The 11,217-nt window shown below is 44.1% G+C and carries 14 protein-coding genes and 1 pseudogene; 8 read left to right on the plus strand and 7 right to left on the minus strand.

Annotated features, from left to right (window positions below):
- Window positions 1-177: 177 nt before the first annotated feature.
- The 4 genes from AACQ75_RS02875 to AACQ75_RS02890 form a co-directional block, all read right to left on the minus strand.
- Complete coding sequence (locus AACQ75_RS02875; RefSeq protein ID WP_013856299.1) at window positions 178-1,311, minus strand: flagellin; 1,134 nt, start codon at window positions 1,309-1,311, stop codon at window positions 178-180.
- Window positions 1,312-1,554: 243 nt separating this feature from the next.
- Window positions 1,555-2,688 (minus strand): flagellin, encoded by a 1,134-nt coding sequence (locus tag AACQ75_RS02880; protein WP_170889461.1) that lies wholly within the window; start codon window positions 2,686-2,688, stop codon window positions 1,555-1,557.
- Between the two features lie 125 nt (window positions 2,689-2,813).
- Window positions 2,814-3,716: a Dyp-type peroxidase gene (locus tag AACQ75_RS02885; RefSeq protein WP_170889462.1), complete on the minus strand. Its 903-nt coding sequence runs from the start codon at window positions 3,714-3,716 to the stop codon at window positions 2,814-2,816.
- Window positions 3,717-3,782: 66 nt separating this feature from the next.
- Window positions 3,783-4,250, minus strand: coding sequence for a DUF2919 domain-containing protein (locus tag AACQ75_RS02890; protein WP_088732761.1), 468 nt, complete (start codon window positions 4,248-4,250; stop codon window positions 3,783-3,785).
- A 179-nt stretch (window positions 4,251-4,429) separates the two neighbouring features.
- Between AACQ75_RS02890 and AACQ75_RS02895 the strand changes: the two genes are divergently transcribed.
- Together AACQ75_RS02895 and AACQ75_RS02900 are read left to right on the plus strand one after the other, a co-directional pair.
- A complete protein-coding gene (locus AACQ75_RS02895) occupies window positions 4,430-4,771 on the plus strand; it encodes a DUF2956 domain-containing protein (protein ID WP_017045746.1) in 342 nt (113 codons plus the stop codon).
- Window positions 4,772-4,775: 4 nt separating this feature from the next.
- Window positions 4,776-5,129, plus strand: coding sequence for a DUF4156 domain-containing protein (locus AACQ75_RS02900; RefSeq protein WP_017047856.1), 354 nt, complete (start codon window positions 4,776-4,778; stop codon window positions 5,127-5,129).
- A gap of 21 nt (window positions 5,130-5,150) precedes the next feature.
- On the opposite strand, the gene AACQ75_RS02905 is transcribed toward AACQ75_RS02900, so the two are convergent.
- Complete coding sequence (locus AACQ75_RS02905) at window positions 5,151-5,438, minus strand: winged helix-turn-helix domain-containing protein (protein ID WP_010318729.1); 288 nt, start codon at window positions 5,436-5,438, stop codon at window positions 5,151-5,153.
- 203 nt (window positions 5,439-5,641) lie between these two features.
- Between AACQ75_RS02905 and AACQ75_RS02910 the strand changes: the two genes are divergently transcribed.
- Genes AACQ75_RS02910 through AACQ75_RS02925 form a run of 4 tightly spaced genes read left to right on the plus strand, consistent with a single transcriptional unit; the run spans window position 5,642 to window position 8,007 of the window.
- Window positions 5,642-5,989 (plus strand): ArsC family reductase, encoded by a 348-nt coding sequence (locus tag AACQ75_RS02910; protein WP_017047857.1) that lies wholly within the window; start codon window positions 5,642-5,644, stop codon window positions 5,987-5,989.
- Between the two features lie 16 nt (window positions 5,990-6,005).
- A complete protein-coding gene (gene dapE / locus AACQ75_RS02915; RefSeq protein WP_017045749.1) occupies window positions 6,006-7,139 on the plus strand; it encodes a succinyl-diaminopimelate desuccinylase in 1,134 nt (377 codons plus the stop codon).
- Window positions 7,140-7,142: 3 nt separating this feature from the next.
- Window positions 7,143-7,826: a M15 family metallopeptidase gene (locus AACQ75_RS02920; RefSeq protein WP_017048860.1), complete on the plus strand. Its 684-nt coding sequence runs from the start codon at window positions 7,143-7,145 to the stop codon at window positions 7,824-7,826.
- Complete coding sequence (locus tag AACQ75_RS02925; protein WP_013856288.1) at window positions 7,798-8,007, plus strand: DUF2897 family protein; 210 nt, start codon at window positions 7,798-7,800, stop codon at window positions 8,005-8,007. The genes AACQ75_RS02920 and AACQ75_RS02925 overlap by 29 nt, the downstream gene beginning before the upstream one ends.
- A gap of 43 nt (window positions 8,008-8,050) precedes the next feature.
- Here AACQ75_RS02925 and bamC read toward each other — a convergent pair whose 3' ends face one another.
- Window positions 8,051-9,070: an outer membrane protein assembly factor BamC gene (gene bamC / locus AACQ75_RS02930; protein ID WP_094147531.1), complete on the minus strand. Its 1,020-nt coding sequence runs from the start codon at window positions 9,068-9,070 to the stop codon at window positions 8,051-8,053.
- Between the two features lie 51 nt (window positions 9,071-9,121).
- Complete coding sequence (dapA, locus tag AACQ75_RS02935) at window positions 9,122-10,000, minus strand: 4-hydroxy-tetrahydrodipicolinate synthase (RefSeq protein WP_026028067.1); 879 nt, start codon at window positions 9,998-10,000, stop codon at window positions 9,122-9,124.
- A 282-nt stretch (window positions 10,001-10,282) separates the two neighbouring features.
- On the opposite strand from dapA, the gene AACQ75_RS02940 reads away from it, so the two are divergent.
- Complete coding sequence (locus tag AACQ75_RS02940; protein ID WP_013856284.1) at window positions 10,283-10,825, plus strand: glycine cleavage system protein R; 543 nt, start codon at window positions 10,283-10,285, stop codon at window positions 10,823-10,825.
- Between the two features lie 13 nt (window positions 10,826-10,838).
- Window positions 10,839-11,171: pseudogene (gene bcp / locus AACQ75_RS02945) on the plus strand (thioredoxin-dependent thiol peroxidase); the annotation flags it as partial.
- Window positions 11,172-11,217 lie beyond the last annotated feature (46 nt).

Here is an 11,217-nt window from a genome sequence, read left to right on the forward strand (position 1 = left end):
ACAACATGGCTGAAAGCTTAATACTTGAAGGGCGAAGGGAAAGAACATTCCCTAGAACAGTTAAGCCTAGACCACAACGGTATGCTAAGAACAAAAATGCCGTTCACTCTTAAGTGAACGGCATTACAGCCGAGGCTGGATTTTCATTAAGGGTAACTCTTGAGCTATTGGGCTCTTTTAGCCAAGTAAGCTAAGTGCCGCTTGTGGCGCTTGTTTTGCTTGAGCAAGCACTGAGCTTGATGCTTGAGAAAGAATTTGCGACTTAGTAAGCGCTGTTGTTTCTTTGGCAAAGTCAGTATCTTTAATACGGCTCTTAGAAGCACTCACGTTTTCGTTAATGTTATCTAAGTTGCTGATTGCATGGCTAAAGCGATTTTGGAATGCACCTAATTGTGCACGGTGGCTATCTACAAATTGCAGTGCAGCATCAACAATGGCAACCGATTCTTGAGCGCCACCCACAGAGGTCACATCAATGACATCTACGGTAACAGCTTGACCAGCTTGCATGCCGAGCTCACCAGCAAGACCGCCTGCGAATGTTACAGGGCCTTCTACTTTATTACTGCCAGCGAAGACTTGTAGTTTTCCTTCATCATCAACTGATGCTTTCACCATATCAGTTTGGCCGTTGATGTAAGTCGCCAACTCTTCAATATCATCGCCTTCTTTAGCTGAGATATTGATAGTCTGATCTGTACCTGAAGTATCTTTCAGTGTGATTTGTAGATCGTTGCTGCCGGCTTGAACTGACCAATCTTTATCTTTGCCGTTCGCCGCTTGGTAGCTTGTGCCGCCCATCATAGCATTGTCACTACGCATGTTGTTTAGGCTAAGCATGACGGCTTCACCGTTATCCGCACCAATTTGGAATGACTTAGTTTCAAAAGTACCGTTAAGTAATTTGTTACCACCAAATGATGTGGTTTCTGCAATACGGTTTAACTCGTCATTCAGAGCGGTGACTTCTTCTTGAATCGCTACACGGTCTGCTTTTGAGTTTGAGCCGTTAGCTGATTGTAGTGACAAGTCACGCATACGTTGCAAAATGTTGGTCGTTTCATTCATCGCACCCTCAGCGGTTTGTGCAATAGAAATACCGTCATTCGCATTACGTACTGCTACGTCAAGACCGCGGCTCTGAACATTCAAACGGTTAGAGATTTGTAGGCCTGCCGCATCATCTTTTGCGCTGTTGATTTTAAAGCCAGAAGATAGGCGTTCCATTGATGTTTGTTGTGCATTGCTAGCGCCGTTTAGGTAACGCTGTGCTGTCATCGCTGATACGTTGGTATTTACATTAACTGCCATGGTGATTACTCCAATTGATTTTCCGATGTTTCCGGTTTCCGACGTCTCGGAAAACCAAATAGTTCTCTCAAAGTTACTTTTTATAACGGCGGTATTTTCCAAAGCTTGAGGATTTTTTTTCGATTTTCTTAAAAAAAATGTGTTTAGTGTAAAAAACAGGATAAGAGGTCAAAAAACCACCAAAAAGGTAATAATTTCGCTAAAGATTTGTTATTAAAAGTCGATAAGTGTTGCTTTTTATCGCTAGCGAAGTAAGGCCAATGCTAGGTTTGGCTGTTTTTTGGCTTGCGCAAGAATAGAGGTACTGACTTGTTGTAGGATTTGCTGTTTTACCATTTGGGTGGTCTCTTTCGCATAGTCCGTATCTTTAATTCGACTGTTTGAAGAAGCGAGGTTTTCATGTACGTTGTCGAGATTGTTGATAGCGTGGTTAAAACGGTTTTGCAACGCGCCTAACTCAGATCGATGGCTATCAACGTACTTCATTGCGGTATCAATGATGGCAACCGCTCTCTGCGCACCACCGACTTCGGTAATATCAAGAGTGTTTACTGCTTCATATCCCGTCACATTCATTTGCAACTGATTAGCTAAGCTACCTTTAAAATCAATAGTCCCAGAGGTTTCTTTACCCGCCATGAACAGTTGTAGCTGTCCTTTGCCGTTGACTGACGCCGATACTTTATCGGTTTGCCCATTGATGTAGGTTGCCAACTCTTCAATGTCGTCCCCTACTTTTGCTTGGATTTGAATGTTGTGCTGTTTTCCCTTGGCATCGGTATAGCTCATGGTGAGCTGCCGATTATCTTGTGTCACCCGCCACTGACTATCCGCCATGCCTGCCGCAACATAGCTAAAGCCCCCCATATCCAAACTGTCTGAACGCATATTTTTTAACGAAACTTGCACTGCTTCGCCAGAGCTCGTCCCTATCTGAAATGAGGATTGACCAAACGAACCGTTCAGTAACTTACGACCACCAAAAGAGGTGGTTTCAGCAATTCGGTTTAATTCATCGTTCAAGGCGCTCATTTCTTCCTGTAAAGCTTGCCTATCCGCTTTACTGTTCGCGCCATTCGCCGACTGCAAAGAGAGATCTCGCATACGCTGAAGCAGGCTGGTGGTCTCTTGCATTGCACCTTCAGCAGTCTGCATGATTGAAATGCCATCATTAGCATTGCGTACAGCGACATCTAAGCCCCTCATTTGCGACTCAAGGCGATTCGAAATTTGTAAACCCGCAGCATCATCTTTGGCACTATTAATACGCTTCCCGGAAGCAAGACGCTCCAAAGATTGATTCAACATTTCGCTTGCTGAGCCTAAGTGACGCTGCGCAATCAAAGCGGAAACATTGGTATTAACGGTAATTGCCATAACAGACCTATGCCATAGAATGAATGATCTCTTTATCGGACAGTAGACGCTTTTCTTTACATAAAATACTTAAAAAAGAAAAACCGAGCACAAGGCTCGGTCCGATAGTAGGTCAGTATTGAAACTTACTTTAGTTCAAGATGTTGCAGCATCTCAGCTGAAGGGGCAAAAAAGTACGCACCCGTTACGGCCTTGGTAAAGCGCAGCAGTTGGTCTGTTTTACCATCCGCCACACCATACATACTTTCCAACATCACTTTAAAGTTATACAGCGTATGGCAATAAGCAATGAATAGTAAACCGTGCTCACCACTCACCGTACCGTAAGGTAAGCTATGACGAACAATTTTTAGCCCTTTCCCCTCTTCTTTGATATCGACACGGCCAACGTGAGACGCTGCTGGTACATTATCAAGCTCAATCGAATCAGGCTTAGTGCGCCCAATCACTTTTTCTTGCGCCGCCACATTTAAGCGATTCCAAGCTGGAAGGTTATGCACAAAACGCTGCAACATCACATAGCTTCCGCCAGCAAATTCACCATCAGCAATCAGTGCAACTTCTTGACGTTTTTCGGCTTTAGGGTTTTCAGTGCCATCGATAAAGTCCGTCATATCTCGCGCATCTAAGTAACGAAATGAGTAGGTTTCATCCACCATTTCAACCAACTCAGCCACGGGTTCCATCCATTTACGCAACACATAAAACAGCAAGTCATGACGATGAGAATGGCAGTGAATCAACACATCCACCTCGGTACTTGGTGCTATGGTTTCGCCTTTACCAAGCTCAGGAAAATCAATCAGCTCTTGTGGTATGCTTTGATTTAAACGCTGCCAAAAGGTGCGAGTAAACGCGACCGACACGGTTAATTCAGCGCCGGGTTGATGTTGATTTATCTCATTGACTAAAGCGGGCAATGCTTTTAATTGCGCTAAAACATGCGCCGGATTTTGCTTTATTTTTAAAAGGCTAAATAGTGCAAACGGACCTGCTTCAGGCAGAATCGCGGTTTGAGGTTGTGTCATAAAATATCCTCACTTACTTATTTTTGCTCAGTGTAATTCAGTTTTTTGGGGCGACCTTGATTGGGATCACGCCTTGTCTATGAGCGGGATAGAAAAACAATCACGCACACTTTTACTCTTCAGTAGATATAGGCCAAACCATAACAGCACCAACAGTGTGCTTGCATTGGCCCAATTAAAAACGCCGTGCTCTAAATAGATATGATAAAGCGTTTGTATAAATTGCAAGATAACCATAAGTAACGTCAGCGGTTTTCCCATGCTGACGATGCGGTTTAGCCACGATCGTTCAGGAGCACGTAAGCTGATAAGCCACATCAGAATGATGCTTGGCAGCCCCATAATCAACCCCAAATAAAGCATCGAATGGTCTGGGTAAACAATGGTTAAAATCGTCGTGCCATTATCTCGGCTTGCTCCTGCCACCACGAAAACAATCCAAGCTTTTGCCAAAAATAACCAACCAAGCCAGATAAGTTTAGGGGCTTTAAGAAAACCATGTTGGTCGTATCGCTCTAACGCATAACGCATCAATACCTTCGCTCTTTTAAAAAAACGTTTTTACTTTAGCGAATCGATTTCAAATAGCTAGCCAGATCTTTTGCTCTTGACCAGTTTCTAACTTGAACATCACGCATAGTGATCAATCTCAATAGTGAAGGATGACGATACGTGATAGGGTAAGCGCCTGTCTATAGCCGCTTGTAAACGTTATGAATAAAACGATTATTCCCTCAGAACAAACTCAGCAACAAGCCATGAAAGTCGCCTTAGCCACTCAAAAGCAAGGGCAAACGAAAGAACAAACCAAGCTGATCGCTCAAGGCATTGAGAAAGGCATAGCCTTGTATAAAAAGCAGCAAAAAGAGAAAAGCCGACAGGCAGATAAAGCAAAAAAAAGAGCATTGCAGCTAAAGAAAACCGCACAAAATACGGAAGAAGAACCCGCACACATTGAAACTTCATCAAGCTTGGTATCGACCTCATGGTTACCTTGGGCACTGCTGATCGTGAGCTGGCTTGGTTTTATCTCTTATCTAGTTCTGAAAGGTTAAACTGATGAAAAGACTGTCTATATTATTGCTGGCAGCGCTAATGATAGGCTGTAGCTCATCACACAGCCCACTCCCAAACGATGCAGATCGCATTCAGATTCGTACTGATGCCGGATTTGATGCTGGTCAGTGTGACTGGTTAGGGGATGTAACAGGCAGTGAAGGTTACTGGTTCAGCTCTTGGCTCATTCCCAATGACAAATTGATTCGAAGGGCGGTAAACGAGCTAAAAACTCACGCTCATCAACTGGGAGGCGATACAGTAACGCTCGACTACTCCAATTATTTCAAAACCTCTGTCACGATTTTCGGTACTGTTTATCGTTGCTTACCCAATGTGGATATGAAAACACCATAAAAAAAGCCAGCAAATGCTGGCTTATGCACTAAATCCAAGGCTAGTCGCAATATCACAGCGACGATCTAATACCCATTGACTATCAAATGGCCCCCAATCAGAGAGTTGATAGTAACCATCATTGTGACGCCTTCCATCTTGAACAAACATCAGTTCAATCCCTATTCCTGGCAGTGCTTTCAGGACATCCTGAATCGTACGGCGAGGCCACCCCGTTTTTTCGATGAGTTTGGGCACGTTTGGTCTTTCAAGGCTTTCTACTAACAAAGCTAAATACAGTCGCCTTGCAAAAACAGGACTCAGTTCCATTGACACCTCCTATTACTGTGCCGCTTCATTATTTCTGTTTTCACATTTAGAGTGTTGCGTTCGATCAATAACTTTCCAATCGTAAGCAACTGAAACACATTTTTTTTAAACAACGAAATAAAAGCATCTCTATTTTGTAAGCCACAGCGCTTCCTGATAGGATTTGACCATTAAAAAAATAATACGCCTCAACAAGGATTTTTATGACGATCACCATGTATGGCATTCCCAACTGCGACACCATTAAAAAAGCACGGAAATGGTTGGAAGCTGCGGGGGTGGATTACCAATTTCATGACTACCGTAAACAAGGTATTGATGCCGAGCTCGTGGCTCAGTTTTGCCAAGCACTTGGTTGGGAAAATGTACTCAATAAACGCGGTACAACCTTTCGTCAGCTCACGCCGTCACAAAAAGAGTCGTTAGATGCTCACAGTGTTGTGACTTTGTTGGTTGAACAACCAGCTATGATCAAACGACCTATCTTATTGGTCGATACCCATTACCATCTCGGTTTCAATGCTCAGCAATACGCTGCTATTTTCTCTTAATACAAGGATTTCAAGGATGACAGACAGCCCTGTACTGGCGCTCGCAAAAGATCTCATTAGTCGCCAATCAGTAACTCCTGAGGATGCAGGTTGCCAAGACCTGATGATTAAACGCTTACAAGCGCTAGGGTTTGAAGTGGAAACAATGGTCTTTGAAGATACCACTAATTTTTGGGCTCGCCGCGGCACTCAATCGCCTCTTTTTGCCTTTGCTGGCCATACGGATGTCGTTCCCGCAGGCCCTTTAGCGCAGTGGCATACAGCGCCGTTTGAACCGACTGTAATTGATGGTTATTTACATGGGCGCGGGGCGGCAGATATGAAAGGCTCGCTTGCTTGCATGGTTGTCGCTGTCGAGCGCTTTATTGAACAGCACCCTAACCATCAAGGTTCGATTGCCTTTTTGATCACTTCAGATGAAGAAGGGCCATTCATCAATGGCACCACTCGCGTAGTCGATACGTTAATGGCGCGTAATGAGCCAATTGATATGTGTATCGTCGGTGAGCCATCGAGTACATTAAATGTGGGCGATGTGATAAAAAATGGCCGTCGTGGCTCAATTACAGGCGATCTACAGATAAAAGGGATTCAAGGACACGTTGCTTATCCTCACCTTGCTAATAACCCGATTCACCAAGCCTTGCCTGCGTTAGCCGAACTTGCGGCAATAAAATGGGATGAAGGGAACGCTTATTTCCCACCGACCAGCTTCCAAATTCCAAACTTGCAAGCTGGCACGGGAGCATCAAACGTCATCCCCGGTGAGTTTGACGTGCAGTTTAACTTCCGTTTCAGTACCGAGTTAACCGATGAAGAGATCAAGCGCCGCGTGCATTCTATCTTAGATGCCCATGGATTGGATTATGAATTACGCTGGACATTAAGCGGCCAACCTTTCTTGACCGATACGGGCTCATTACTGACTGCCGTCGTTAAAGCCGTCGATGAGGTGAACCACAAATCCCCAGAGCTATTGACGACAGGGGGCACATCTGATGGACGCTTTATTGCCCAGATGGGCGCACAAGTGGTCGAACTTGGTCCTGTTAACGCGACAATTCATAAAGTTAACGAGTGCGTTAAGATTGCCGATTTAGAGAAACTGACGGATATGTACCAAAAAACCCTAGAGAATTTATTGGTGTAACCCATGACTCCAGAGCAGTTGACCGGACAAACCGACTCCCATTTAACATCAGTGTTGATTGGGCAGAAATCTTTCTTGGTTCACCCCGGGGTGATCCAAGATTTGCTCGCTCTAAAGCAAGCAGCTGACGACGCTGGGTTTGATTTCCATATCGCCAGTGGGTTTCGTGATTTTGAACGCCAATTGAACATCTGGAATCGGAAAATGTCAGGGCAAGCCGAATTACTTGATAATAACAGTCAACCGGTAAACCCTGCTCAGTTAAGCGAAGAACAAAAGATATTCACGATTTTGCGCTGGTCAGCGCTGCCCGGTAGCAGCCGCCACCATTGGGGTTGTGATTTTGATGTTTTTGATCGCAAAGCATTACCGACAGGTGTCACACTCAAGCTTGAACCGTGGGAATATCTCTCAGGCCACCAAGCTCCTTTTTATCAATGGATGAAAGAGCATTTACCTAAGTTTGGTTTTTTCTTCCCCTACCAAGGAAAGAAAGGCGGTGTTGCGTTTGAACCTTGGCATATTAGCCACAAAACAGCGGCTAAAGACTGCCTTGACCTGTTGACGCCAAGCGTATTGGCGACACAGCTTGAAAACATGCCGCTCCTAGGTGTGTCGACGGTACAAGAGAACTTAGATCGGATCTACACTCAGTACATTGTTAACATCAGCCAACCGGAGTCCTAATATGGAATTCATTACCAACCCTTGGGTTATCACTATTGTAATCTTAGCGGTGTTTATCGGTAATATTGCCGCGCTGAAATACACGGCTAACATGAAATTTGGCTTGAAAGGGAAGAAGAGTGATCTGGATAAACTCAACGAACTTGATAAGCACGAAGACTCAGATTCAGAGCAAAAATAAAGGGACTTTCGTCCCTTTATTTTTCATGGATTCGTCATCACAATTACTGACGCTCGGCAATCGCCGACAGTACAGGTACCATATCTTTCAGTAGTTCTTCTTCCACCGGCTTGCCGGCTGAATTGGTCACGTTGATCGAGGTACGGTTGCCTAGATCACCTAATAAGAAGGTGTAAGTTCCACTTTTCAGCGAGATAGGTTTCACGCCAATGTCTTGCCAAAAGGCGTCATCTGGCGCGGAGTATTTCGCTTTTATTGTACCTTGAGATTGGTTGCGCTCTTCGAGCGTAAAACCGAACTGCGGCATAAGATTAGGCAAACGTTGCCACAGAACATCGTAAGAGGTACGAGCAATAATTACAGGGAAACCACTACGGTCACTGCCCATCGTAATGGGGATCTGTTTAACCAACTGTTGAGCTTTACGTGCTGCTTCTTGACGTAGATCGGTATCGTAACGAGCCGTGACCAAATTGGTCATGAACGCATTATAACGCTCTTTATTGGTGGCACTCACTGGCATCTCTTTGCCACCTTCACGCCAACCAGTCAATGAAATCTTAAAGCCAAAACGATTATTCGCCATTACCCGTGAGATTTGGTAGCGGCTACCAATCTCAACTTCTTCATCTTCGGAAACCCAAGTCACCCAATCAGTATCAATCTGGTTTTCACTTTGTGCAGCGATACCAATATTTCGCTCTTTAAGCATGGCTAACGCAGTTTGCCACACCTTGTCGGCTTCATCTTGCTTGATCATCCATAATGTTACTTCGCCATTTTGGCGCTCGGCACGCGCGCCAGGGATCAATTCTAAGACTTGTTGAGGAGGACGAATATCCACAGTACGGCCAATGCCACCTTGGAAGTCACCTTCAGGGATCTGGTAATTAGGGTAAAACTGCGGAGTGGCTCCTTCAGGAAGTTGCCACTCTTTTAGAGCCGGGGTTTCTAAATAAGCAAAATCATCTTTTGCTTGGCGACGCTGAGAAGCGTTACCAGCACATGCGCTTAAAACAAAAACAGCTAGTGAACTGATAACTAGCTGATGAGTAAATTTCATTCAAACTCCTAGACTGCCGAGGAAAAAGCCTCGGCACAATATTGAATCGATTTAGAAGATACAAGCTTCGGTCATGGCTTGGGCAACCGTTGAACGTACAGGTTCAGACAGTTCAGTCAAAGGTAGACGTAGATCACCATTTGTAATCAATCCCATTTTGTGAGCAGCCCATTTCACTGGGATCGGGCTCGACTCAACAAATAGACCTTTATGCAAAGGCATCAAACGTTGATTAATAAGCTCAGCCTCGTCGAATCGGCCTTCTAATGCTAAGTGCATCATCTGCGCCATATCTTTAGCGGCAATATTATTCGTCACCGAAATAACACCTTGTCCACCTAATTTAACAAACTCCAAACCTGTCGCGTCATCGCCACTTAATAAAATAAAGTCTTTTCCACAAAGCTCACGATGAAGAGCCACTCGGCTCAAATCACCCGTTGCATCTTTCAAAGCGACAATCGTTTTAATTTCAGCAAGGCGAGCGACGGTTTCAGGACGCAAATCCACCGCTGTACGGCCTGGTACATTATAGAGAATCTGAGGGATATCAGTCTCTTGAGAAATTGCTTTGTAGTGTTGAAATAAACCTTCTTGGGTTGGTTTATTGTAATAAGGAGTCACACTTAAACAGCCAGCAATACCTGTGTTATTTAATAAACGGCTAAACGTTACCGCCTCATGAGTAGCATTCGCACCCGTTCCCGCAATCACAGGAATACGTCCTTCGGCAAATTCGACGGTTTTTGCGACAACTTTGACATGCTCTTCAACGGTTAGCGTGGCAGATTCACCCGTTGTTCCGACGGCAACAATGGCGTCAGTTCCGGCTGTCACGTGAAAGTCCACCAGCTTCTTCAAACTAACAAAATCAACCTCACCATCATGATTAAACGGTGTAATGAGCGCTACGATACTTCCTGAAAACATGTCCATCTCCCTAATTTGTTACTTTCTGCATGGTACTGTAAGGCGATTGAAAAACACAAGGGATTAAATTCGCTTAATCAGCCCATTTGGATGAATATTTATCAGATGTTAGAGGTTTAACAAACAACATCAATTAAGGGCAAACTTTATAGCGGATCTGAATATGTCGATGTCAACAACACGTTATTTTCAAGACGGAGTTCTTAAAAAGCTATTCCACCACCGTTCCTCTATAATTTAACTGTGATAACATGCCCAAAACGATAAAAGTGAAGCGATATTATGACTCAGCATCTAGTGATCACTGCTGTAGGGACAGACCGCCCTGGTATCTGTAATGAAGTGGTACGTTTAGTTACGCAATCAGGCTGCAATATCATCGATAGCCGAATTGCTTTGTTTGGCAAAGAGTTCACGCTCATCATGCTGGTCTCTGGCAATACAAACCACATCACCCGAGTAGAGACAACCTTACCTTTATTAGGCCAACAACATGATCTCATCACCATCATGAAACGTACATCACCTCATGATTATCAAGATAATGCCTATACGGTTGAAGTGTTTGTTGAGTCTGAAGACAAAATTGGCCTAACAGAGAAATTCACTCAATTTTTTGCCAATCGTAATATTGGTATGGCTTCACTGAGTGCGCAGACGATTCATAAATCGAAGTTACATCTTGATCACGACCAATTTCATATTGCCATTACCGCCAGTGTCGATTCAGGGTGTAACTTAATGCAACTACAAGAAGAATTTGACAGTTTATGCAAGACACTGGATGTACAAGGTTCGCTCAACTTTATAAAAAACAGTCAATAAAAAAGGAAGAATAATGAAAACGCTTACTGCAGGCACGCCAGCACCTGCTTTTTCACTTTTAGATCAAGATGGAAATACCGTTTCCCTTGCTGATTTCTCAGGGAAAAAGGTGTTGTTCTACTTTTATCCTAAAGCCATGACACCAGGTTGTACCGTTCAGGCTCAAGGCCTTCGAGATGTAAAAGCGGAACTCGATGCTCACAACGTAGTGGTACTCGGAGTCAGCACCGATCCCGTGAAGCGTTTAGGAAAGTTCATTGAACGTGATCACTTAAACTTTACTTTATTATCCGATGAAGACCACGTGGTTGCTGAGCAGTTCGGCGTATGGGGTGAGAAGAAGTTTACCCTTACAAATTTTTTATGACAAAAAACCTTGATGTTTTTTTATG

It is taken from the genome of Vibrio sp. B1-2 (genome assembly GCF_963888445.1).
Lineage (GTDB): Bacteria > Pseudomonadota > Gammaproteobacteria > Enterobacterales > Vibrionaceae > Vibrio > Vibrio anguillarum.